The sequence below is a fragment of the Brevibacillus sp. NPDC003359 genome (assembly GCF_042878995.1).
GTDB lineage: Bacteria > Bacillota > Bacilli > Brevibacillales > Brevibacillaceae > Brevibacillus.
The window spans coordinates 1-23,757 of sequence record NZ_JBIAOR010000004.1; the positions used below are offsets into that span (position 1 = coordinate 1).

General features: G+C 48.6%; 19 protein-coding genes and 1 other annotated feature. Of the genes, 12 read left to right on the plus strand and 7 right to left on the minus strand.

Annotated features, from left to right (window positions below; genetic code table 11):
* Positions 1 to 230: 230 nt before the first annotated feature.
* On the plus strand, positions 231 to 5,723 hold the full coding sequence (locus ACFYU8_RS13990) for a chitobiase/beta-hexosaminidase C-terminal domain-containing protein (RefSeq protein WP_390300533.1): 5,493 nt from the start codon (positions 231 to 233) through the stop codon (positions 5,721 to 5,723).
* A 54-nt stretch (positions 5,724 to 5,777) separates the two neighbouring features.
* Here ACFYU8_RS13990 and trpS read toward each other — a convergent pair whose 3' ends face one another.
* Positions 5,778 to 6,764: a tryptophan--tRNA ligase gene (gene trpS / locus ACFYU8_RS13995; RefSeq protein ID WP_390300531.1), complete on the minus strand. Its 987-nt coding sequence runs from the start codon at positions 6,762 to 6,764 to the stop codon at positions 5,778 to 5,780.
* Positions 6,765 to 6,835: 71 nt separating this feature from the next.
* Positions 6,836 to 7,113, minus strand: a binding site (T-box leader).
* A gap of 131 nt (positions 7,114 to 7,244) precedes the next feature.
* On the opposite strand from trpS, the gene ACFYU8_RS14000 reads away from it, so the two are divergent.
* The 8 genes from ACFYU8_RS14000 to ACFYU8_RS14035 all read left to right on the plus strand — a co-directional run bounded on the left by ACFYU8_RS14000 (position 7,245) and on the right by ACFYU8_RS14035 (position 17,252).
* Positions 7,245 to 7,835, plus strand: a complete 591-nt coding sequence (locus tag ACFYU8_RS14000; protein ID WP_390300529.1) for a TetR/AcrR family transcriptional regulator — start codon at positions 7,245 to 7,247, stop codon at positions 7,833 to 7,835.
* A gap of 15 nt (positions 7,836 to 7,850) precedes the next feature.
* The gene (locus ACFYU8_RS14005) at positions 7,851 to 8,387 is read left to right on the plus strand and encodes an HXXEE domain-containing protein (protein ID WP_390300527.1); all 537 of its coding nucleotides are present in this window, start codon (positions 7,851 to 7,853) and stop codon (positions 8,385 to 8,387) included.
* 114 nt (positions 8,388 to 8,501) lie between these two features.
* Positions 8,502 to 9,812, plus strand: coding sequence for a helix-turn-helix domain-containing protein (locus ACFYU8_RS14010; RefSeq protein ID WP_390300525.1), 1,311 nt, complete (start codon positions 8,502 to 8,504; stop codon positions 9,810 to 9,812).
* A 151-nt stretch (positions 9,813 to 9,963) separates the two neighbouring features.
* Positions 9,964 to 11,550 carry a M4 family metallopeptidase gene (locus tag ACFYU8_RS14015; protein WP_390300523.1) on the plus strand — a complete coding sequence of 529 codons (1,587 nt, stop codon included), beginning with the start codon at positions 9,964 to 9,966 and terminating at the stop codon, positions 11,548 to 11,550.
* Positions 11,551 to 12,043: 493 nt separating this feature from the next.
* Positions 12,044 to 13,630, plus strand: a complete 1,587-nt coding sequence (locus ACFYU8_RS14020; RefSeq protein ID WP_390300521.1) for a M4 family metallopeptidase — start codon at positions 12,044 to 12,046, stop codon at positions 13,628 to 13,630.
* 137 nt (positions 13,631 to 13,767) lie between these two features.
* On the plus strand, positions 13,768 to 14,715 hold the full coding sequence (locus tag ACFYU8_RS14025) for an aminoglycoside phosphotransferase family protein (RefSeq protein WP_390300519.1): 948 nt from the start codon (positions 13,768 to 13,770) through the stop codon (positions 14,713 to 14,715).
* 77 nt (positions 14,716 to 14,792) lie between these two features.
* Positions 14,793 to 16,016 carry a Zn-dependent hydrolase gene (locus tag ACFYU8_RS14030; RefSeq protein ID WP_390300517.1) on the plus strand — a complete coding sequence of 408 codons (1,224 nt, stop codon included), beginning with the start codon at positions 14,793 to 14,795 and terminating at the stop codon, positions 16,014 to 16,016.
* A gap of 51 nt (positions 16,017 to 16,067) precedes the next feature.
* The gene (locus tag ACFYU8_RS14035) at positions 16,068 to 17,252 is read left to right on the plus strand and encodes a M20 family metallopeptidase (RefSeq protein WP_390300515.1); all 1,185 of its coding nucleotides are present in this window, start codon (positions 16,068 to 16,070) and stop codon (positions 17,250 to 17,252) included.
* Positions 17,253 to 17,338: 86 nt separating this feature from the next.
* Here ACFYU8_RS14035 and ACFYU8_RS14040 read toward each other — a convergent pair whose 3' ends face one another.
* The 5 genes from ACFYU8_RS14040 to ACFYU8_RS14060 are packed head-to-tail and all read right to left on the minus strand — an operon-like array spanning position 17,339 to position 21,143.
* Positions 17,339 to 17,809, minus strand: a complete 471-nt coding sequence (locus ACFYU8_RS14040) for a DinB family protein (protein ID WP_390300513.1) — start codon at positions 17,807 to 17,809, stop codon at positions 17,339 to 17,341.
* A 16-nt stretch (positions 17,810 to 17,825) separates the two neighbouring features.
* Positions 17,826 to 18,329, minus strand: coding sequence for a HugZ family pyridoxamine 5'-phosphate oxidase (locus ACFYU8_RS14045; protein WP_390300511.1), 504 nt, complete (start codon positions 18,327 to 18,329; stop codon positions 17,826 to 17,828).
* A gap of 17 nt (positions 18,330 to 18,346) precedes the next feature.
* Entirely contained in the window at positions 18,347 to 19,126 is a 780-nt protein-coding gene (locus ACFYU8_RS14050) for an ABC transporter ATP-binding protein (protein WP_390300509.1), read from the minus strand.
* A 1-nt stretch (position 19,127) separates the two neighbouring features.
* Complete coding sequence (locus ACFYU8_RS14055) at positions 19,128 to 20,069, minus strand: FecCD family ABC transporter permease (protein ID WP_390300548.1); 942 nt, start codon at positions 20,067 to 20,069, stop codon at positions 19,128 to 19,130.
* 57 nt (positions 20,070 to 20,126) lie between these two features.
* Entirely contained in the window at positions 20,127 to 21,143 is a 1,017-nt protein-coding gene (locus tag ACFYU8_RS14060) for a helical backbone metal receptor (protein ID WP_390300507.1), read from the minus strand.
* A 134-nt stretch (positions 21,144 to 21,277) separates the two neighbouring features.
* Between ACFYU8_RS14060 and ACFYU8_RS14065 the strand changes: the two genes are divergently transcribed.
* Entirely contained in the window at positions 21,278 to 21,400 is a 123-nt protein-coding gene (locus ACFYU8_RS14065) for a hypothetical protein (RefSeq protein WP_390300505.1), read from the plus strand.
* Positions 21,401 to 21,416: 16 nt separating this feature from the next.
* Here the strand turns inward: ACFYU8_RS14065 and ACFYU8_RS14070 are convergent, their stop codons facing one another.
* Entirely contained in the window at positions 21,417 to 22,007 is a 591-nt protein-coding gene (locus ACFYU8_RS14070) for a MerR family transcriptional regulator (RefSeq protein ID WP_390300503.1), read from the minus strand.
* 273 nt (positions 22,008 to 22,280) lie between these two features.
* Between ACFYU8_RS14070 and ACFYU8_RS14075 the strand changes: the two genes are divergently transcribed.
* Together ACFYU8_RS14075 and ACFYU8_RS14080 are read left to right on the plus strand one after the other, a co-directional pair.
* A complete protein-coding gene (locus tag ACFYU8_RS14075; RefSeq protein WP_390300501.1) occupies positions 22,281 to 22,523 on the plus strand; it encodes a hypothetical protein in 243 nt (80 codons plus the stop codon).
* 142 nt (positions 22,524 to 22,665) lie between these two features.
* The gene (locus ACFYU8_RS14080; protein ID WP_390300499.1) at positions 22,666 to 23,361 is read left to right on the plus strand and encodes a metal-dependent hydrolase; all 696 of its coding nucleotides are present in this window, start codon (positions 22,666 to 22,668) and stop codon (positions 23,359 to 23,361) included.
* Positions 23,362 to 23,757 lie beyond the last annotated feature (396 nt).

Genomic DNA, 23,757 nt, shown 5'->3' on the forward strand with positions numbered 1-23,757 from the left:
GAACCGCTGATAGTTTATCGTCTGTAGAAAATTTAGTCATAGAAAAAACTGCACCTCCAATCGTTAGTTGTGTCTAACAATTGGGGTGCAGTTCAAGCTTGGCGGTTTTTGTTTTTACAAGTTTAGAAGGATTATACAAACTTTACATCAAATTCACATAAGGTTCAGGTTATACGTTTACCATTTTATAGTAGCCATTTCCGATTGATATGAGGAGGAATGATGCGAGGATGTTGAAAAAAAGAAGAAGTTCTTCCAGATGGCCGAAGCTGGCGCTAATCGCCGCGGTCATGATGGGAACTGTTTTACCGACCGGGTGGATGCCACAGGCAAAAGCTGCGCGGGCTGATCATGTGGTGATCAGTGAGGTGTATGGGGGTGGGGGGAACTCTGGCGCTCATTACAAGAACGATTTCATTGAGCTGTACAACCCGACGGACACTGCTGTTTCGCTTGGGGGGTGGTCTGTGCAGTATGCTTCTGCTACGGGAGAGAAATGGCAGGCAACAAATTTAACTGGAAGCATAGCCCCCTATGGATTTTATTTGATTCAGCAAGTAGCAGGACAAGCTGGAGGGACAGAACTCCCTTCTCCTGATGATACTGGGAAGATTGATTTGTCAGGTACTAAAGGAAAAGTTGCTCTCGTCAGCCATACAACGCCTTTAACTGGAACAGATGTATCCTCCCAAGCAGGTGTTGCTGATATGGTCGGATTTGGTGATGCGAATTCATCTGAGGGCAACTCACCAGCACCAGCTCCTTCAAATACGACCAGCATCCAACGCATTAGTGACGCCAGCGGCATTGTACCGAACGGAGGAAATGGCTGGGATACCAATAACAACGGCAACGATTTTATCACAGGGGCTCCTACCCCCAAAAACACGCAAAGCCCAGTAGAACCACCGCTACCAACAGATGTGACCGACAAGCCGAACGCTACAGAACTAATTTTTGATCATACTGATCCTATCCAAGCAACAATTCGCGGCTACGTCGGTCAGGGGCGCATCATTAAGGTTTATGCGAGTCAGCCTACAGGAACAGGTAGCGACACTCCGTTGGCACAGCAAGATTCGGATGCTTCCGGACAAATCGAGCTGACTTTTGCCAATCCCGATCCAAGTGCGCAGGGAGTTTATCTCACCGCAACAGAAGGGAGTAAGAAGGAGAGCGCCGGCATCGAGCTGAGGCCAGCTGTTGCCAGTCCTGCCTTGGTACAGGAAAAAGTCAGCCTGCAAGTATTGAACGGTGTGGGCGAGCTGCGAGGAGAAGCAGGAGCGGCAGCAGGGAATGCGATACTGCGCGCATATGATCCGCAAAAACAACCGCTGTTGCTGAGTAACAAAGAAACAGGAACGGCACAGGCAAACGGGTCATTTTCCTTTACGATTCCAAACATCGACCAGTTGGATCATATTCTCGTAACGCAGCAAACAACTGGGGAGTACGGCAAGTCGTTTGAGAGCCTGGAAGTTAGCGTTACCAAGTCAGCCGTAGGTTCGACTACGATTGCTGAAGCAAGAACCGCACCGATAGGAACAAATGTCAGCGTCGTTGGAACGGTGACGGCGATGTTTGAAGCGGGCGGACAAAATAACGTGTATTTCCAAGACGATACGGCGGGGCTCGTACTTCGTGCGCCAGGGCTGACTGGCAAAATTGAGGTGGGAGACAAAATCCGAGCTACCGGAAAAATGAATGACTATTACGGTTTGGCTCAACTCGAAGTGCTCACCAATAATGTGGAAATCGTGCAAAAGCAAGCGGGTGTGCCTAGCCCGCAAGTTGTGACTTCTACTGATTTTGCGGCTGCTACAGGAGAGGCTTTGGAAGGCAAGCTGGTGACGGTAAAAGTGGTTACTATCAAATCGGTATCGAGTGGCAACTACACGCTGGAGGATCAGCACGGTACGTTTGTGTCTCGTCCTGATGCCACCCTTCCAATTCCAGTGAACAAGAGCTATGCAGCCATTACAGGCGTGGTTAACTATGACCGCAATGTATACAAGCTGGTGCCCCGCACTGTCGCTGATCTCGTAGAGGACGAGAATAAAGTCCCCATGGTTACAGCGAGCCCAGCAGGTCCTATGGTGACACAGGGAACAAAAGTAACACTCTCAACGACGATGGCAGACGCCGTGATCTACTATACGATAGATGGTTCGACACCGAGTAGGCAAAGCAAGAAGTATACAGGACCGATCCCGATTGACGCGGATACGACCCTTTCAGCCATAGCCGTCAAGGATGGTTACACAGACAGCAATGTAGCGATCTTCCGCTACGTGATTCAAAAAGAAAACATTCGGATTCATGATATCCAAGGAACGTCGCACCGCTCACCGATGGCGGATGGAACGGTGACGAATGTTCCAGGAATCGTAACGGCTGTTGTCCGAAGCGGCAGCAATGTACAAGGCTTTTATATGCAAGACCCATTACCGGACGCAGACCCATTTACTTCTGAAGGTATATACGTTTACGAGCCAAAAGCAGCGGTCACCCCTGGCGATGAAGTAACCGTCAGCGGAACCGTCAAGGAATACGTGCCATCGAACAGGGCGGGTACAGACCTTACGCAGACTCAGATTGATGCGACCTCGTACAAAGTTGTCAAGCCAGGCCAGGCACTCCCAGAACCACTCATCCTGGGCAAAGACAACTACGAATACCCGAACGGGATCATCGACAACGACAGTCTCGGCAAATTCGACCCAGACCAAGACGGCATCGACTTCTGGGAAAGTCTCGAAGGCATGCTGGTGCAAATCGACAATCCAATCGTGGTTGGCGAAACCAAGACATTTATCAATCCACGTGCAACGGAATTTGTTGTCATCGATGATCGAGCCCATCCGAATCAGCCACGTACGCCAGCTGGTGGAGTAGTGCTCGAAGCCAATGATTTTCACCCTGAGCGCATCACCGTATCAGACAAACTCGAATCGATTACCGGAGAGGTAAAAGTCGGCGACAAATTTGACGGACCACTGGTAGGCATCATTGACTACAGCTTTGCGAATTACAAGCTGTTCCATACACGATCATTTACGGTACAGCCAAGCCATTATGAGCAACCAGTGACGAGTATTTCCCCAAAAGAAGACAAGCTGACAATTGCTTCGTACAACATCGAGAATTTCTCGGCAAAAACCGATTCTGCCAAAATCAATCGTATCGCCGAGACGATCGTGGACAACATGAAGGGGCCGGATATTATCGGCGTGGTGGAAATGCAGGACGACAATGGGCCGACGGACAATGGGCAAACAGATGCTACGCAGTCTGCGGACGCATTGATCAAAGCAATTGAAAACAAAAATGGCCCGACTTACCGATATACCGATATCGCGCCACAGAACAATCAAGATGGTGGACAGCCTGGAGGAAACATCCGTGTAGGCTTCTTCTACAACCCGGAACGGGTACAGCTGGCGGCAGGAACGTCAGGAGGAGCGACTGATGCGGTGCAAATCGAGACACGAGATGGTGTAGCGCATTTGTCACATAATCCAGGGCGGGTAGATCCGACCAACGAGGCGTTTGCTTCGAGCCGTAAGCCGCTGGCTGCGGAATTCATTTTCCAAGGCGAGCCTGTCATTGTCATCGCCAACCATTTCAACTCCAAGGGCGGAGATCAAGCGCTGTTTGGAAAAGATCAGCCGCCACAGCTGGTGAGTGAAGTACAACGCGTGAAAATTGCTCGTGTGTTAAATAACTTTGTAAAAGAAATCCATGCGGCGGAAGCGAAAGCAAATGTGGTCGTGCTGGGCGATCTCAACGACTTCCCGTTTTCGAATCCGGTGCAGGAATTGGCAGATGGCGTTTTGACCAATATGGTGGAGAAACTGCCGAAGGGTGAGCAGTATACGTACGTGTACCAAGGGAACTCCCAAGTCTTGGATCAAATTTTGGTCAGCAACCATTTGAAGGACGACACGAAGGTTGATATCGTTCACATCAACGCTGGCTTGACCGAGAGCGAGGGACGTGTGAGTGATCATAATCCTGTCCTCGTACAGCTGGACTTGAAGGATCGTGGTACGCCGGGAAAAACAGCACAAGAAGTGGCAGAAAGCATCACGCAGCTCACACAGCCAGCAGCGGGTGAGACACGCTTGAAGCTGCCAGAAGTACCTACAGGCTTTACCATCACGATCAAGACGTCTAGTGATCCAGCGGTCATTGCGCTGGACGCTAAAATTACACCGCCAAATCGCCAGACGAATGTAGACCTGATTTTGGAGGTCACAAGAACATCCGATCAATCAACAGCAGTAACGAAAGCATTGACAGTACAGGTTCCAGCCAAGCCGGACTCACCTCCACCAGTTACACCGCCGGACAGAACACCAACACCGGACACGCAGCGAGATTTGAACAAGGAAGCAGCTCGAGCCATCTCCGCAAGTAACGAGGAGAGCGCCATTTTGGGTCAGGTGGATCAAGTACTTAGCCATCTGGGAAAACTTCTGGATGCGGAGCAGTGGACGCCGACTGAGAAATGGGAGACAGTCACCCATACGATCACGACTGTACTCGAGGCAGTGGCCGAGCAGGCCGAGCGAGGAACCATCAGAGAAGAGGCATTCCAAGATGTGACGAAGAGCTTTTTGAACAAAGCATTTGACCCTCTCATAGAAGATGGCATCGAGGATGAAGAGCTTGCCCGCCTGGCACTTGCCTCCTTGACGAGCTTGGCGAAAACAGCACTGGAGCCGCTCGATGAAAAGGAAATTTCTAAAGAGGTTGCCAAGCATGTCCGTAGACTAGCAGAAGAGCTTTTGAAAAAGCTTGGCACTGTCGTCATTGAAGATGGGGAAGAGATCAAGGCAGCTGACGAACAAGTAGATGAACTTCTGGAAATACTCGGGGAATTCATGAAAGTAATCGAATCCGTGAAAGAAAAGATCGGCTTTGTTCCGGTGCTGTTCGTTCAGGTGAAACAAAGCGAAGACAATTCGATCGACACGCGTTCTCGCAAGGAAGAATCTGCTGATCCGACCGTGACCCTTGAACAGAAGCTGGTTGAACAATTGAAGAAAAAAGAGGTTGGAATCCGCGTAATCTTGGACAGTGAAGCATGGGTAGAGGTGCCTAGCGCATACTTTTCCGCTCAGCGTGCAAGAGAGTTTGCCCTCTCCCTGACAGAAGCAAATGGGAACGGATGGAAAGGTGTGCCGAACCCTGGGGAGGCCTATCAATTGCAAGTGTGGAGCAACGGCAAAAAAGTGACAAGCCTCGGCAAAACAGGTTTTACACTCGCGTTGCCAGTCGCTGATGACGCCAGCGAAAAGCTCCAAGCCTACTCGTATCGGAGCAATATGTGGCGAGCGGCTACAGGACTCAAGGGAAAAGCGATCCAAGTGACAAAAGAAGACGAGGTAGGAATTTTTACAGTAGTGACCTCCGCATCGTATGTCGTTGGTGAGACCGCCCTGAAAAGGCTCGAGGTCAAACCGAATTCACTCAAGCTAGCGCAGGGTGAGGAAGCACAGCTCGAAATTACGGCGATTCTCGGTAACGATGCGGAAGAAGACGTTACCGAAGCTGAGGTTATCGAGTTCACATCAAGCAAGCCCGAACAGGTAGAGGTTGATGAGGCTGGGCGTATTCTTGTCTTGGATGATGCCAAACCAAGGACAAGAGTGACCATCACGATCAGCTACGCTGGCAAAACAGCCAAGGTAACTGTCACGGTTAAGAGCAACGACTAAAGAAAAACGGGTTGGGAGATAGCTTCCCAGCCCGTTTTTTGTTGTGGCAATGGATTAGAGACGCGCCATACCCATCACTTTTTCAACTTTGTACAGCATCTCGTTCGCGACTTTATTCGCTTTCTCTGCCCCGGCAGTCAGGATATCATCCAGTTCGGAGGAGTGGAATAGCTGATCGAAGCGTTCTTGGATCGGACGGAGTGTTTCTACGACAACTTCAGCCAGCTCGGTTTTGAATGCGCCGTAGCCTTTGCCCTCGTACATCGCTTCAATTTCTTCCAGTGATTTACCGGAGCAAAGCGAGTAGATGGTCATGAGGTTAGAGACTGCTGGTTTTTCTGCTTTGTCATAACGCACAACGCTGTCAGAATCCGTTTGCGCGCGCTTGATTTTTTTCGTGATGGTGTCTGCATCATCCAGCATGGAGATGAAGGCGCCTTGGTTTGGATCGGATTTGCTCATTTTCTTTGTACCTTCTGCAAGGGACATGATGCGTGCGCCAGTCTCTGGCAGGCGAACCTCTGGAATGGTGAAAATGTCGCCATAACGGTTGTTAAAACGGGTTGCCAAATCACGAGTGAGCTCCAAGTGCTGCTTCTGGTCCTCGCCCACAGGGACGAAATCAGTGCCGTACAGCACAATATCAGCAGCCATCAATGGAGGATAAGCCAGCAGACCGCCTGGAATGGACTCGCCGCGTCCATCGGATTTGTCCTTGAATTGGGTCATGCGCTCCAATTCACCCAAGTAAGAGGTACACAGCATGATCCAGCCGAGCTTGGCATGGGCAGGTACTTCCGATTGGACGAACAGCGTCATTTTGTTCGGATCGAGGCCAACGGACAAATAGAGAGCCGCGAGACGACGGATGTTTTCGCGTAGAACGGCAGGCTCCTGTGGAACGGTGATCGCATGCTGGTCTACGATGCAGTAAAAGCAGTTGAACTGATCTTGAAGCGGAACGAAGTGTTTCATCGCGCCCAAGTAGTTGCCGAGTGTCAAAATGCCGCTCGGTTGAATGCCGGAAAAGATGGTTTTCATGGGAAAGCTGCTCCTTTCAATCGTGAAAATATGAATGTCCGCATGAAATACAAAAAGGTCCATCCGCCCTGGACAGGGACGAATGAACCGTGGTGCCACCCTTGTTATTTCACGTACGGAATCATCCATACGCAAAATCTCTTTAATCCGTACCGTTTCTGTGTAAAACAGCTTGATACGGTGTCCATTGTAACGTACGGACGTAACGCCAAAGCCTACTGCCGCCATGAGAGCGGGTTCGGTTTGGAGCTCGGAAGCCCATTCATCATTTCCTTAACACTGATTCGCACCAACCATCAGCTCTCTGAAGTCTCGAAAAATGACTACTCTTCTTCCTCATTGCCATCAAATGATACCCTTTGAGCAAACATTTTACGCACAGTCGGAAGAAAAAGCAAGTGGGTCTTGACAATAAAATCCAAAAGTTGTAAAAATAACTCAATAGTTATATAACTCGTTAGTTACTTTTGAGGTGAGAAAATGACCAATGACAAATTGTCAAAAGGGGAGTTAAGTCGCAGTCGGTTGCTTGCGGCGGCAGCTTCAGAGTTTGCGGCAAAAGGCTTTCATCGCACACGGGTGAGTGACATCGTGAAAGCAGCTGGATTGACACAGGCGTCGTTTTATCAGTATTTCGACAGCAAGGCAGGCTTGTATCAGCAGTTGACGGATACATTCGTCACCAAGCTGTGGGAATTGGCGGACAGCGGTCAAAAGGTAACGGCCTTGACGAAGGCAGATGTCTTCCGTCAGGTACGGGAAAACCTGCTCGCCTTGTTCCGATTTTTTCAGGAGCAGCCTGACTTGACCAGGATCGTTCTGTATCAGGCAGAAGAGGGAGATGGGCTGCATAGTAAGCTGGCTTCGATTGTTGCTGTCAACTTGCGACAAAATCAGACTGCTGGTCAAGTCCGTGTGGAGTTGTCTGTGGAGGTGGCGGCAGAGGCAATGATTGCAGTCGTAGACCGTATGACGTCGCGATATTTGCTGACGGGCGAAAAAACACCGGAGCAGCTTGCGGACGAAGTGGTATCTTTTTTGGCACATGGAATTTTGCGGACAAACGAATAGGAAGAGGGTGAGTGTATGCTAGAGTTGTCCCATCTGATTTGGTTGTTTTTAGTCGTTTTCATGTTTCATGATTTCGAGGAGATCGTGATGGTAGAAGGTTGGGTGCGAGCAAAGAAAGACCTCATCAGACAAACTGTTCCAGAACGACTTATGAAGATGCTGGAGCCGTCGCTTTCGATGAACACGGCGCAATTTGCAGTCGCAGTCTCTTGTATTTTCGCGGTTTTATCAGTAGCGGTCATCCTGACTGTCACGACACTTTCGGCTGGAACATACCTCCCGTTTTTTCTGGTTTGTCTGCACGTGATGTTTCTTCATGTTTTCATGCATGTTGGTCATGCAGTTGTCCTTCGCACGTATACACCTGGTGTGGTGACGGCTGTGGCCTTCGTTTTGCCGTATAGTTTGTATACCTATTTTCGATTGTTTGAGGCTGGACTTGTGACGTGGCAGTTGATTGGGAGTACGTTGCCATACAGCTTGTTGATCATACCTGTTTTGTACGTGGCACACCGGATTGGGGAGGCAGCAGGTAAAGTGATCCCCCGATAAGAAAAAGAGAGGGAGTATGTTATCCTAGTAGAGGTTGTTCAAATAGTCAGTCGTCTTTTCATCATAGAAGCAGTCCACAAGCAGGAAGAGATTGGTGTGAAAGAGGGAGTTTAGTTGAAGCTGCGACTAGGCGTAATAGGCGCGGATGATTCACTTGCCATCATCGAATCAGTCATGCGAGAGTTTCCCGAAATTGAATACTTGCCGATCGTCTATTGGAAAGAAGAAGAGATTCTTGATCTGATTTCGCCGCATGTGGATGAGGTGGATATGTGGCTTTTCTCCGGACAGGTCCCTTATGCCATGGTGAGCGAGTCTGGTAAGATCCCAGTGCCGATGGCTTATGTGCCTCATCTCGGTGCGAGCTTGTACAGAACCTTGCTTCACCTGTCCCATCAATTGGGGATCCGGGTGGATGAAGTGAGCTTTGATACATTTTCTCCAGAAGAACTGGAGCATTTTTTGGACGAAGCGGGCATTGCTGGTGGCTACAAATGGCTCAAGCATTACGAGGGAGCAATCTCAGCCGATGAACTGGCCGATTACCACGAACAGCTTTGGAAGGCAGGCAAGACAAAGGTGGCTGTCACTTGCTTGCGGACAGCAGATGTAGAGCTGGCGCGGCGAGGTGTCCCTGTACATCGGGTCGTGCCGACACGGGCAGGAGTAATTTCGGTCATTCATATGCTTTTGCGAACGCATGAAATGCTTCACTTCAAAGATACCCAAATTGCCGTGCAGATGATGGAGATCGATCCATTTCGCGAGCTTGCCGGTGGCAACTTTTCCACAGATGAATGGCAAAATGCCGAGATCAAGACGATGGAAAAGCTGTTGCGCTATGCGAAGCATTTGCAAGGCTCACTGAAGACAGCAGGTCCCGGACGCTACGTCATTTTTACAACACGGGGTAATTTGCAAGAAGTGACCCGTGACTATGCGACCATGCCGGATTTGGAAGAGCTGTTTGGCATTCGCGCTGATCTGGTGACGTGCGGAATCGGGATCGGGAAGACCGCTTATGAAGCAGAAATCCATGGTGGTGCGGCTTTGCTGCACGCCAAAGAGCGCGGGACAGGCAACTGGATGGTCTTCTTTGATGACAAAAGCGTCGTCGGGCCGCTTGGTCGTGCTGAACAGATCACCTATCGGTACGACTCTGAAAAGCTGCAAGAGCTCAGTCAGCTTACCTCTCTCAGTGTCATGACGCTCGCGAAGCTCCACTCCATACTCAAAAAGCGAGGCTCTCAGGAAATTCATGCGACAGAATTAGCCTCGTATCTGCAAATTCTTCCACGAAGTGCCAGACGCATACTGATTGAACTGGAGTCAAAGGGACTCGCGCAGGTGATCAGGGAAGAAAGCCCGCACCCGCGTGGCAGACCGCGCAAGGTGTATCGGATCGCATGGCAATCGCAAATGTAATAAATTTACCAAAAAATCATTTCTTTCGGGAAATGATTTTTTTGTCGTTAAAAAATTGTTCTCAAATTCACATTTATGACAAATAATAAGAGATGTAAACAACTATGAACTTACATAAAAAACAATATTTTCCAAGGAGGAGTTAACAAGTATGAAAAAATCGGTTTTTGCAGTAACACTCAGCTTCGCATTAGGTACTTCCACCTTCCTGCCGCTGGCTGCGCAGGCCGAATCTGAAAGCATCGTCTATAGTGCTGAGTGGGATACCCCCGAATTCATCGGAGAAGAGTTCGAAGCAGAAGAGCTGGATGGCGAAGACAAAGTTTGGGGATTCCTGGAGCAACATCAAGATTCTTTCCGCATTGATGGAGATGTGAGAGACCACTTCAAAGTGCTTGATGAAGTGACAGACAAAGAGACAGACATGACCCACTACCGCGTACAAGAAATGTACGAGGGCATCCCAGTCTATGGTTATCAGCAAACGGTTCACGTAAACGAGGATGGGAATGTAACAGCATTTCTCGGTAACTACGCACCTGACTTGTCAAACAATGATAAGCTGACGAAAAAACCAAAACTCAAGTCAGATAAAGCGGTAAAAGAAGCCATCAAGGATTTGGAGGATGAGATTGACGCAAAAGTGGAGAAGTTCGAGGTGAAGCCAAAAGGGAACCTCTACGTCTACATCCACGAAGATGAATCGTATTTGGCTTACGAAGTGGAACTGAATTTCCTCGATCCACAGCCAGGCCGTTGGAAGTATTTCATCGATGCAAACTCTGGTGACGTGATCAACAAATACAATATGCTCCATGAGATTACAGGAACGGGTACGGGGGTACTTGGTGACTCTAAGTCTTTCGAAGTAACGAAAGTAAGCAACACCAACTACACGGCGAAAGATACGACTCGCGGCAAGGGAATTGAGACGTACACTGCACGGAACAAATATACCCTCCCAGGTACACTTGGCTCTGATACCGATAACAAATGGACAGATGGAGCACTTGTAGACGCGCATGCCTATGCACAGACAACCTACGATTACTACAAAAATGCACATAACCGCAACAGCTATGACAACAACGGTGCGAAATTGACTTCTACTGTCCATTACGGTAGCAACTACAACAATGCATTCTGGAACGGCGTGCAAATGGTATACGGTGATGGAGATGGAAGCGTATTCCGCCCATTGTCTGCTGGCTTAGATGTCGTCGCTCATGAATTAACACATGCTGTTACAGAAAAAACAGCCAATCTGGTCTATCAAAATGAGTCCGGTGCGTTAAATGAATCCATCTCTGACATCTTCGGGGCAATGATTGACAACGATGATTGGCTGATAGGTGAAGATGTATACACACCAGGAACTCCTGGAGACGCCTTGCGCTCTCTCGAAGATCCAACCATCGCTGGTGATCCTGACCACTACAGCGATCGATACACAGGTCCAAATGACAACGGAGGCGTACACACTAACAGCGGAATCAACAACAAAGCGGCATATCTCCTCGCAGAGGGTGGTTCGCACCACGGTGTAACGGTCACAGGCATTGGTCGCAATGATACAGCAAAAATCTACTACTACGCTCTAACAAACTACCTCAATCCAAACTCTAATTTCTCCGCTATGCGACAAGCAGCTATTCAATCCGCAACAGTTCTTTTCGGCGCCAATTCCCAACAATTAGAATCTGTAAAAGATGCGTATGACGCAATTGGAGTGCAATAATTAAGTAGAATATTTTGTTACACGAAATATTTTTCATGCTATTTAAAAAATTGCTTTGCTCCTATTGTGGGGCAAGGCAATTTTTTGTATGTTGGTGCCACATGTTACCTGATCAGCACGAATGCAAAACATCGCATCCACGTCGGGGATTGTCGAATAATCACGAGCGCTCAGCTAGCTTACCTCACTCAGCGTCATGACGCTGGCAAAGCGCGATTCCATCCTGAAAAACGTGTGTCTCAGGAGATTCATGCACACGAATTGGCTTCGCACCTGCAAATATTGCCACGAAGTGCCAGACCGCGCAAGGTGTATCGGATCATAAGGGAAGTGTAATTGTAATAAATTTACCAATTAATCATTTCTTTCAGGAAATGATTTTTTTGTCGTTAAAAAATGGTTCTCAAATTCAGAATCATGATAAATAATAAGAGACATAAACAACTATAAAATTACATAAAAAACATTTATTTCCAAGGAGGAGTCAACAAGTATGAAGAAATCTGTTTTTGCAGTAACACTCAGCTTCGCACTAGGTACTTCCACCTTCCTGCCGCTGGCTGCGCAGGCCGAATCCGAAAGCATCGTCTATAGCGCTGAGTGGGATACCCCCGAATTCATTGGAGAAGAGTTCGAAGCAGAAGAGCTGGATGGCGAAGAAAAAGTTTGGGGATTCCTGGAGCAACATCAAGATTCCTTCCGCATTGATGGAGAGGTGAGAGACCACTTTAAAGTGCTTGATGAAGTGACAGACAAAGAGACAGACATGACTCACTACCGCGTACAAGAAATGTACGAGGGCATCCCAGTATATGGTTATCAGCAGACGATTCACGTAAACGAGGATGGGAATGTAACGGCATTTCTCGGTAACTACGCACCTGACTTGTCAAACAATGATAAGCTAACGAAAAAACCAAAACTCAAGTCAGATAAAGCGGTAAAAGAAGCCATCAAGGATTTGGAGGATGAGATTGACGTAAAAGTGAAGAAGTTCGAGGTGAAGCCAAAAGGGAACCTCTACGTCTACATCCACGAAGATGAATCGTATTTGGCTTACGAAGTGGAACTGAATATCCTCGATCCACAGCCAGGTCGTTGGAAGTATTTCATCGACGCGGATTCGGGTGATGTGATTAACAAATACAATATGCTCCATGAGATTACAGGGACGGGTACAGGAGTACTAGGTGACACCAAATCATTCGAAGTAACGAAAGTAAGCAATACCAACTATACGGCGAAAGATACGACGCGCGGCAAGGGAATTGAAACGTACAATGCAGGCAACAGATATGTCCAACCTGGAACTCTTGGTTCTGACTCGGATAACAACTGGACAGATGAAGCACTTGTCGACGCTCATGCCTATGCTCAGGCAACCTACGATTACTACCAAAACGCGCATAACCGCAACAGCTTTGACAACAAGGGTGCGAAAATCATCTCCACAGTCCATTACGGTAGAAACGATAACCGCGCATTCTGGAACGGCGTACAAATGACATACGGGGATGGAGATGGACGCTTATTCCGCCCATTGTCCGCTGGCTTGGATGTCGTTGCTCATGAATTAACTCATGGTGTCACAGAACGAACAGCCGGTCTGATCTATGAAAACGAGTCTGGCGCGCTGAACGAATCCATGTCTGACATCTTCGGGGTGATGGTTGATAATGACGATTGGCTAATAGGTGAAGATGTATACACGCCAGGAACGCCAGGAGACGCACTGCGCTCTCTCGAAGATCCAACCATTGCTGGCGATCCTGACCACTATAGCAATCGATACATCGGTACAGCAGACGAGGGAGGCGTACACACTAACAGCGGTATCAATAACAAAGCGGCATATCTCCTCGCAGAGGGTGGCACACACTCCGGTATAACGGTCACAGGTATTGGTCGCAATGACACAGCAAAAATCTACTACTACGCTCTAACAAACTATCTCAATCCAAACTCTAACTTCTCCGCTATGCGACAAGCAGCGATTCAATCCGCAACAGTACTGTTTGGCGCCAATTCCGAACAAGTAGAATCTGTAAAAGATGCGTATGACGCAATTGGAGTGCAATAATTAAGTAGAATATTTTGTTACACGAAATATTTTTCATACTATTTAAAAAATTGCTTTGCTCCTATTGTGGGGCAAGGCAATTTTTTGTATGTTGGTGGTAATTGATCGCGAGTGTGTGGCTAAGAAAGGAGTACCTCATGGATCATTTCAAAACCATATTGAGACACCATTATGATATAGACGCTGTTGATGTTACCCCTCAACAAGGAGGATGGTCGGCGCTAGCTTATAAAGTCATCAGCGACCAGCAGTCCTATTTCTTGAAGGTCTATGAAAAAAGCAGAGCATCTACGCCCAAGTGGACAGGGCTGATTGATAAGTATGTTCCCATTATCCAGTGGCTATCACGACAAACTAGACTACAAGGCAAAATTCCAGTTCCGTTACTGACAAGAAACGCAGCGTATAAACATGAAGAGGACGTGGGCATCTATCAGCTGTTTGCCTATATTGAGGGGAAAACCATTGGCAGCCAAGTGTTAAACTCGGTGCAAATTCGCCAGCTTGCAGAAATCATAGCAGAGCTGCATTTGTACGGGGAAGAAATCCCGATCCGTACGGATGCCATCAAGGAAGATTTCCGTATTCCATTTGCCGAGCAATTTAGAGAAATACTGAACGAAGATATCCACCGTCTGCCGGACGATGTGAATGAAATCGTCAAACCTTTTGCCGACATACTGGCTGCCCGCATGAGTCATTTGGAGATGATTGCAGAAGAATTGCGAGGCAGTGAGATCAAAATGAAACTTTGCCATACGGACCTTCATAACTGGAATCTGATGCAATCCGACCAGCAACTTATTCTGATAGATTGGGAAGGGTTGAAGCTGGCTCCGGTAGAAGCAGATCTGATGTTTTTGGTAGATCAGCCTTTTTTTGAGGAGTTTATGGCTACCTATCTGAAGACACATACAAATTATGTGGTCAATCAACAAGCGCTGGAATTCTATCAAATCCGGCGTAGGCTGGAAGATATATGTGAACTGCTAGAGCAGCTTTTGTTTGATGAGCAGGAGGAAAAGGATCGAGTAGAGACGATTGGGCATTTGAAAGGGGAATTGGCTGCCGCCTTTTCAAAATAGACAGACTATTATACAATTAAGGACATAACCGTTAATCAACCGTTATTGGCTCTGTATAGAAGGAGGAGTGGCGCGTCATGATCAATTCGGATCGACTGTGGGATCGATTGGGACAGCTTGGCAACATTGGGAAGCAAGAGGCGGGCGGCATCACGCGGCTGTCTTTTACGGCTGAAGAACGAGCGGCAAAAGATCTGGTCACAGGATTTATGAAAGAAGCAGGTCTCGTCGTTCGCGAAGATGAAGTCGGGAACTTGATTGGGCGAAAAGAAGGGAAAAATCCCGCGGCTCCTGTCGTTTTGGTTGGCTCGCATATCGACTCCGTACCAAATGGCGGCGATTATGACGGCCCGCTTGGCGTACTGGCTGGCGTAGAAGTTTTACAGACGATGCAAGAACAGGGGATCGAGACAGAGCATCCGATCGAAGTCATCGCGTTCACGGATGAAGAAGGAACGCGTTTTGGTTACGGGATGATCGGCAGTCGCGGAATCGCGGGGCTAATCAAGCGTGACGAGCTGGAACAAGCAGACAAGAATGGGGTCACGATTGCTGAAGCCATGAGGCAAACGGGGCTTGATCCGGACCGCACCAGTCTCGCCGCGAGAACTCCCGGTAGTGTGAAGGCGTATGTGGAGCTACATATCGAGCAAGGCAAGGTACTGGAGAGCCGCGGGCTATCTGTCGGGATCGTGACAGGAGTGGCGGGTCCGCTCTGGTTGAATTTCGTGTTAGAGGGCGAGGCAGGTCATGCTGGGGCAACACCGATGAATTTGCGCCGTGATCCGCTGGCAGCAGCCGCTCAGGTGATGATTGCCATCGAGGAAGAAGCCGGACGGACAGGAACCAGTGTAGGGACGGTTGGAAGGCTGCAAGCTTTCCCAGGCGGAGTGAATGTCATTCCGGGACGAGTCGAGTTTTCGCTTGATTTGCGCGATGTGGACGAAGCGATCCGCGATGAAGTGGAACAGCGCATTTACGAACGGGCAAAAGCGATCTGTGCTGATCGGAATGTGACGTTGAAAGTCGAGCTGCTGCAACGCATTGCTCCTGCTGTATGCTCGGACGATATCCAGAATGCTGTAGCCGAAGCGTGTGAGGCAGAAGGCTTGGAAGCATTTAGACTGCCGAGTGGCGCAGGGCATGATTGCATGCAGCTAGTCGAACTGTGCCCGGTTGGTATGATCTTCGCTCGGTCGAAGGATGGCATTAGCCATAACCCGGCAGAGTTCACGACAAAAGAGGATTGTGCGAATGGAGCGCAAGTACTGTACCGCACCGTTTTATCATTGGCAAAATAGGCATATGAGATAGTAAGTGGGGGAGCCACGTAAACCAGGAGGAGAGCGGCGATGACAGCAACAGCAGTGGTAACGCTAAATAAAGCGGTCGAAGAAATCAAGGATCAGGTAATCGCGTGGAGACGGTATATGCACGAGAACCCTGAATTATCCTTTCATGAAGAAAAAACAGCACAGTTTGTATACGAGACACTGCTTTCCTTTGGCAACCTGGAAGTGTCCAGACCGACGAAAAACAGTGTGATGGCCAGATTGATCGGTTCCGAACCCGGAAAAGTGCTCGCCATGCGCGCTGACATGGACGCATTGCCGATTACGGAAGAGAATACGTTTGAATTCGTATCGAAAAATCCTGGCGTCATGCATGCGTGCGGACACGATGGACATACTTCCATGCTGCTCGGAACGGCAAAGCTGCTGTCCGGGATGAAGGATCAGATCAAAGGAGAGGTTCGGTTCTTCTTTCAGCACGCGGAGGAAGTATTCCCAGGCGGGGCAGAGGAAATGGTACAGGCAGGCGTCATGGATGGCGTAGACATGGTGATTGGTACGCATCTGTGGTCGACGATGGAGCTTGGGACAGTGGGTATCTGCCCAGGTCCAATGATGGCAGCTCCTGATACGTTCTGGATCACCGTTCTTGGAAAAGGCGGACATGCGGCGCTCCCGCATCAAACGATCGACAGCATTGCGATTGCGGCACAAGTGGTGACCAATCTCCAGCATGTCGTATCCCGCAATGCCGATCCGCTCGATAATCTGGTTCTTTCTGTCACACAATTTGTGGGTGGAACGACACATAACGTCATTCCGGGTGTTGTAGAGATTTGCGGGACAGTCCGCAGTTTTGACAAAGATCTGCGCGAGTCTGTTCCAGGACTCATGGAACGCGTGATCAAAGGTATTACGGAAGCACATGGCGCAGCGTACAAGTTCAAGTACGAATTCGGCTATCGTCCGGTCATTAACGATGCCGAAGTGACGAAATTGATGGAAGAGGTCGTCGAAGAATCACTGGGAGCAGAATGGGTGGAGCATATGCGTCCAACCATGGGTGGCGAGGATTTTTCCGCCTTCCAGCAAAAAGCACCAGGCTGCTTCTTCTACGTCGCTGCCGGAAACAAAGAAAAGGGCATCACATACCCGCACCACCATCCACGTTTTACGATTGACGAGGATGCGCTCGAAGTCGGCGTAAAAATGTTCGTTAACGCGGCAAGAAAAATCGTGATGTAACCATTCGTGACATCCATGCAAAAAGAGCTTCCAAGTCAATAGTGACGAGAAGCTCTTTTTTGCGTGTGAAAGGCGGTAACAGAAGCTTAGTGGGTGAGTTCCTTTTCTTTGGTATGAAATGATTTTTGAATCTGTGAAATTTGTCCGGCATGGATACCCGTGTGATACATGAGGCGGCCCAAAGCTTCTAATGGAGTAGAAGAGCCCAATGGCGTCTCAACGGGCTTATGCCACGCTTCCTCCGGTAAGTCACGCATCGCATCGATCAAGTGTTGGTTGGAAGCGGTCATGAAATCAGCGAGCTCTTGTAGGCTGATAAATGCAACTTTGTTTCCGGCAGGACCGTTTTTCGTCAATAGCTCTACGTCTGCCGGGATGCTCCGACCGAAAAACCATTCGGCAAACATGTACTCGACCTCAGCGCTATGGCGTAGCATATACCCGATGGAGACTGCATTCATGCTCAAGCTCAAATCTTGTTCGGGCATGCTACTCGCAGTCTTGTGAAAACGCTCCTGAATGGTAAGCCAAAGTGTCAATGCGGTTGAATAGGTCATGAATGATGTTCCTCCGTTATTTTTGGGATGTGTGACCATCTCGGTTGACGTGAACAAATTTATCAGCTGTAAGGTCAATGTCGTAAGCCTGACCAAATCCAGCTACATAGCGTCCCTCCGATGGCGTCAATTCGAACAAGGAAAAATCAAGGCCGCGCAGCATATCCATCATGTTTTTTCCAAATGATTGTGCAAACAGCTCGAAGATCTCATCGTAACCCGCATTCCCCAGATTCAGGGCAGAACACACGAAGCGGGCACGCTGGCGAGCAAACAGATTGGTAGATTTCGACTCGTCTTCGATGAGCATGACATCGACTGCCGGATTTTCTTCCATGTAGCGATAGTGATTCGCAATTTTACTAATGTAGATGTAGAACTTTCCGTCGTATTTGACGAACGGGGCGTAGGAGAGAAACGGTTTTCCATGCTCGTCGACCGTGCTTAACATGAGTGTCTTCATGTTTGCAGCAAACGATTGGTACTGGGCCTTCATCGCTTCCTTATCCATCGCTTTCATACGAGCACCTCACTTGTTTAATTTGCTTTTTTCAAGATGTGAATCCTAGGGCTAGCGCTGTCTGGCGTGTACTGAATCTCGGTTTCGACACCGTACACGCTGCGAATGAGCTCCATTGTGAGCACATCTTGAGGTTTTCCAAAAACACGTAGGCTTCCGTCTTTGATCACACAAATTTTATCGCTGTAGGCGCTGGCGTGATTCAAATCATGCAGCACCATGACAACCGTCAGCTTCAAATCCTGATTCAGCTTGCGAACGAGCTCAAGTACATCTAATTGATGGGCGATGTCCAAATAGGTAGTCGGCTCATCGAGCAACAAAATTTTCGGTCGTTGAGCCAAAGCCATCGCGATCCATGCACGCTGTGCTTCCCCGCCAGACAGAGAAACGAGGTAGCGATTCTTGTAGCTTAGCATATCGGTTTGTTCCAAAGCCCACGTGACGATCTCGTAGTCTTCGCCACTCAGGCGCTCATACCATTTTTTATGAGGAACGCGACCGTATCCGACTAGCTCCCCAACGGTTACATCTGTCGGGCACGTGTTGGATTGGCAGAGCATGCACATGATGCGGGAGATTTGCTTCATACTCAGGCTGTTCAATTCTTGATCCGCAATACATACACGACCGCTTTCACAAGGAATCAGCCGAGAAATCGCTTTGAGAATCGATGATTTTCCTGAACCGTTTGGACCAATAATCGAAACAACCTCTCCTTCTTGGATGTCGAGGGAAAAGTCATGGACGATTGGTCGTTGACCGTAGCTGATGTTTAACGATTGCACCTGTAACATGTCACATGCCCCCTTTTCTCATCAAGTAAAGGAAATAAGGTCCTCCCACGATTGCCATGACGATCCCGGCAGGAATCTCCAAAGGAGCGAATGCAGTTCGACCAAACGTATCGGCAATAAGCAATACAAGAGAGCCAAGCACGAGGCTAAAAGGCAAGCAGAGACGGTAATCAGAGCCGACGAGCATGCGAGCCATGTGTGGCACGACCAGTCCGATAAACCCAACAAGACCGACAGTCGATACCGAAACGGCTGCCAGATAGACCGCGATGATAGAAAGAGAGAGGCGCAATCGATGCAAGTTTTGTCCTAAATTGTGAGCGACTTGTTCTCCGAGGCGTAAAATGTTTGCTTGCCTGATCGATAGTAGCGCTGCGATCCACCCGACGATCGAGTAGGGAAGCATCACCAGGACATCGCCCATGCCTTTTCCGGACAGACTGCCATTCATCCATTGCAGTGCACCTGGCAGCTTGTCGCTGTAGAGGATGGACAATAATCCGATTGCTCCGCCGAAGACAGCGTTGACGGCAACTCCAGATAATATGATTCGCACAGGTGTTAATCCGCCCTGTTTTTTCCAAGCCATGGAATAGACCATGCCTGCTGCTATTCCGCCACCGATGATGGCAGCTAGGGGTATCAGGTAAGAATAGTCGGGCACAACCGCCATGATGAACAACACGGTAACGGCTGCTCCACTGGATACGCCCGTCAAGCCTGGATCGGCAAGCGGATTTTGCATGACTGCTTGTAGCAGAGCACCCGATGCAGCGAGGTTGGCCCCGATCAGTAGTGCGAGAAAAACACGCGGAATCCGGATATCCCACAGAATGGTTTGACTGGCGGCATCGCCGTGTCCCAGTATGGTTTCAATTGTTTCGGCAAGAGAGAGGTGCACGCTCCCCAGACCAATGGAGAGCAGTGCAGCTACAACGAGCATGATGCAAGCTGTCACCAAGAGAGTTGCTTTCCTGTTTTGAATCACTGGAAAAACTCCTTATTTGTTATACAGGATTTGTGCGAGCTCCTCGTAGGCAGCCGGGACTTTTACCAGAGAGGCGATCCCGAATGTGCTGTAATCGAGTGCTTTCATTTTGCCATTTTTGAATGCGCTCAGTTTTTCCCATGCGCCGTTTTTCTTCACGTCTTCTTCGAACTTTTTGGTCACTGCGTTCGGATCGCCATGCGCTACCAGTAAAATGACATCGGGATTGGCAGCTACGATCGATTCCATATTGAGCGGTACGTATGTTTCGGTTTGTTTCAGGACATCGGAAGCGACGTTCGATGCGCCGAGATTGCGGGCAAGGCTTCCGACAAACGTATTTTCATTCATGACCATAAGGGCCTCAGCAGAACCGAATAAGAACAATACTCTGGGAGCGGATTTCCCTTTGGTCGCGTCTATGATGGTTTTTTCCTTTTCCACGATGGATTGGAGAAATGCTGTAGCTTTCTCATCCTGCTTGAACAGGCGTCCGAGTACGACAGTAGACAGTTTGAGCTCGTCGATTGAGTCTACAGGCAAGTACGCGGTAGGCAGCGCGGCGGGCTTGAATTTTTTATCGATGCTCGCTTTGATTGACGTAGGGCCGAGAATAACGTCAGGCTGGAGCTTTGCGACCTGCTCCAAATCAGGCTGGTGAGAAGTGCCGATACGCGGAACATTGTCGAGGGAGGCTGGCAGCTTGCTGCTTGTCGTCGGTACGCCTACGGGAGTGACACCCAGCTCGTTCAGGATCTCAGTAATCGCTACGGAAACGGTCACGACTTTTGTAGGTGGCTGGGTTTTGAATTGGGCGAGTAGCTCTTCTACTTTCTTTTCATCTACGTTGATTGTATGAATGGCTTGTTGACTTGATGTCGACGAGTCCGACTGTGAGCTGGTAGCAGATTGTTGTGTTGGTGTGGCGGATTGTTGTGTGGCAGCTTCGGGGGACGCTGAATTGCTGCATCCAACTACACCTGTCAGTAGCAAAGCAATCATCCCGGTTTTCCATCCTGCGTGTTTCAATGTACGTAGCCTCCTGAAAATTTATGATAATGAGAATCAATCTCTTTTGGATCGATTATGATTATATAGAGAATGATTACTATTATCAATAAGAATTTTCCATAGAAAAGAATGGCGAAAACAGGAGGAAAACCGTGGAAAAAAGAGGAAAAGTAGAGGTGTCTTGTGGCAAGAGCGAAGGCTGCCCGGAGCAATTGGATGGAGTGATTATCATGGGGATCTGGCCATTTTGTAAGCGAGATGTCCGGGCATCCTAAACCAGCTGGCAGCCGTCTAGCGAATCCGAAAAAGCTTCTGCCAAATCGATGTTTTCCGTTCGGCGTCCCTGATTTTGGCTAACTCGATTTTGGCATCCATGATGTCATTCATTGCCTTGGTCAAGCGGCGATCCCGTTCCTTCAGATTGTTGGTAATATAGGTTTCCTGCTTTTCTACACGTGCTAACAGCGCTAAATAGGCGGCGTCCTGTTGCTGGACATGGGAAGCCAAGACATGGAGCTTTTCATCCAGCTCTTCAAGGGCAGGATGGTTCATAGCCGGATATGAGGAAACAGGGGGAAATGCAACCGCAACGGCCGTTTCCTTTCGGGCAGGTTCAGGTGAGCTTTGCGTAGCAACCATTCGGGCAGCTTCATCTTGTGGAATGAGTTGATCCTTTGTTAGGCTATAAAACCGCTGAAGACACGTAATATCTACCTGCCTGTACTCCCGACGATTCTGACTATCCCGCAAAAACCAGTAGCCGTGCTGCTCTAAGAGCATGCTCCACTTGCGCAAGGTGCTCGCCCCAATACCTAACAGTCCCGCTACATCTTTGCCACTGTACGTTCTCTCCCGTGCCAATAATTCGATAACCTCTCCCATGGAAATCCCTCCTTCTCGAAAGTCCGCTCATCTCTTGCTATACCGTTTCTGTACGTGAAAATGGTTTTCCTTTTGGAATCGTCCGACAAAATCTCACAGTGTTCGTAAGCAGCGTGCTGGTTTTGCGTCAATTTGTCACCAGACGACAAAGTTGTTGAGCAAAATGAGGACAAATGACGGACGGGTACAAGTACATTTTCTCTTTGACTCCGCATTTGCTTAGTAGGGCTGTGCCGAATATACATAGGATGCAAGAAAGGGAGGGATTGACCAATGGCATTCAGAGACCAAATGAAAAAGTTTAGAGGGCGATTTGTAAGAGTTAGTACTGTGGATGGTACATTTTTTGGAAGAATGGACGAAGTAAAATCCACCACCATTATTTTGCGTATTGATGATAGACGTATCGTTATTCGCAATTCAAAAATCGTTGCCGTTACAGAACATGAGGGTCGCGACCACGACCGTGACTGTGACAAAGATCGTGACAGAGACCGTGACAGAGATATTATCTGAGACATCGAAAACAAGAGTTTAGAAAATTAGGCTTATTTTACCGGGCTGTCGAGTGATCGGCGGCCTTTTCTATTCTTTATACCCCGGGGCATGGTAACATGGAAGGGTATGAAAAAACGTTGGGAAAAGAGGGGGTACCACTATGGTAGATATCCGTTTTCACGGGCATTCTTCTGTGCAGGTAACAAGTGAAGGGCATTCGATCATGATTGATCCATTTATTTCAGGAAGCCCGGTGGCAGCAACCAAGCTGGAAGACATCTCTGTTCAGTACATCCTTCTGACACATGGACACCAAGATCATATCCTGGATGCGGTAGAGTTGGCCAAGAAAAACGATGCGACCATCGTTGCAACCCATGAGCTTGCTACCTATTTAAGCTGGCAGGGAGTCAAGACCATCTCGATGAATTTGGGAGGCTCTGTCAAACTTCCATTTGGAAAAGTAAAAATGACACAGGCATTCCACAGCTCTGGTGTCGTGCTGGATGATGAGAAACAAATCGTATACATGGGAATGCCAGGTGGCTTTGTGATCGAGCTGGATGGAAAAACGATCTATCACGCAGGGGATACAGGACTGTTCGGTGACATGAAGCTGATCGGAGAGTTCCATAACATCGATTTGGCGTTCCTGCCGATTGGAGATGTGTTCACGATGGGGCCTGAGGATGCACTCGTGGCTGCTGAGTGGGTACAAGCAGATTTTGTTGTGCCGATTCATTACGATACATTCCCACCGATCAAACAGGATGGAGAAGCATTCGTAGCTGAGCTGGCAGAGAAAGATATTAGGGGCAAGGCATTGAAGCCGGGGGAGACATTGCGTCTGCCATAATTCGATACATAGAACCGCTAATCTATGGAAGTTGAGATTAGCGTTTTTTTATGGAGTTTCTAGTATGTGGCTGCGGTGAAGAGAAGAATATTTCCAGTCTAGGCTCCAGGCTCCGTCCTGCTGGGGGCTAAGACTGCCCGCTCCGAAGGGATTCGCGGGGAAACGCAAAAGTGGTAGCCGCTTCGTAGCTCGGGCACGTTGCGTTTCTTTTGCCCGCAAATCCCTTCTCCGCTTGGTAGGACTCCACAAGTCGCTACGTCTGGAAATATTCTTCTCTGTCGTAACTGTTCACATTCTTTAATCTTTAAAGTTTTTAAAAATCGGATCACACTGAAAGCTCGTAGAGGAAACAGGAGAAAAAAGCGAAGATCTTAGGGACACCGACCGAGACGGAAT

Bases quoted from the DNA above. Each gene is read 5' to 3' on its own strand.
- ACFYU8_RS13990 (WP_390300533.1), top strand. From the start codon at position 231: ATGTTGAAAAAAAGAAGAAGTTCTTCCAGATGGCCGAAGCTGGCGCTA.
- trpS (WP_390300531.1), bottom strand. From the start codon at position 6,764: ATGAAAACCATCTTTTCCGGCATTCAACCGAGCGGCATTTTGACACTC.
- ACFYU8_RS14000 (WP_390300529.1), top strand. From the start codon at position 7,245: ATGACCAATGACAAATTGTCAAAAGGGGAGTTAAGTCGCAGTCGGTTG.
- ACFYU8_RS14005 (WP_390300527.1), top strand. From the start codon at position 7,851: ATGCTAGAGTTGTCCCATCTGATTTGGTTGTTTTTAGTCGTTTTCATG.
- ACFYU8_RS14015 (WP_390300523.1), top strand. From the start codon at position 9,964: ATGAAAAAATCGGTTTTTGCAGTAACACTCAGCTTCGCATTAGGTACT.
- ACFYU8_RS14020 (WP_390300521.1), top strand. From the start codon at position 12,044: ATGAAGAAATCTGTTTTTGCAGTAACACTCAGCTTCGCACTAGGTACT.
- ACFYU8_RS14025 (WP_390300519.1), top strand. From the start codon at position 13,768: ATGGATCATTTCAAAACCATATTGAGACACCATTATGATATAGACGCT.
- ACFYU8_RS14030 (WP_390300517.1), top strand. From the start codon at position 14,793: ATGATCAATTCGGATCGACTGTGGGATCGATTGGGACAGCTTGGCAAC.
- ACFYU8_RS14035 (WP_390300515.1), top strand. From the start codon at position 16,068: ATGACAGCAACAGCAGTGGTAACGCTAAATAAAGCGGTCGAAGAAATC.
- ACFYU8_RS14040 (WP_390300513.1), bottom strand. From the start codon at position 17,809: ATGACCTATTCAACCGCATTGACACTTTGGCTTACCATTCAGGAGCGT.
- ACFYU8_RS14045 (WP_390300511.1), bottom strand. From the start codon at position 18,329: ATGAAAGCGATGGATAAGGAAGCGATGAAGGCCCAGTACCAATCGTTT.
- ACFYU8_RS14050 (WP_390300509.1), bottom strand. From the start codon at position 19,126: ATGTTACAGGTGCAATCGTTAAACATCAGCTACGGTCAACGACCAATC.
- ACFYU8_RS14055 (WP_390300548.1), bottom strand. From the start codon at position 20,069: ATGCTCGTTGTAGCTGCACTGCTCTCCATTGGTCTGGGGAGCGTGCAC.
- ACFYU8_RS14070 (WP_390300503.1), bottom strand. From the start codon at position 22,007: ATGGGAGAGGTTATCGAATTATTGGCACGGGAGAGAACGTACAGTGGC.
- ACFYU8_RS14075 (WP_390300501.1), top strand. From the start codon at position 22,281: ATGGCATTCAGAGACCAAATGAAAAAGTTTAGAGGGCGATTTGTAAGA.
- ACFYU8_RS14080 (WP_390300499.1), top strand. From the start codon at position 22,666: ATGGTAGATATCCGTTTTCACGGGCATTCTTCTGTGCAGGTAACAAGT.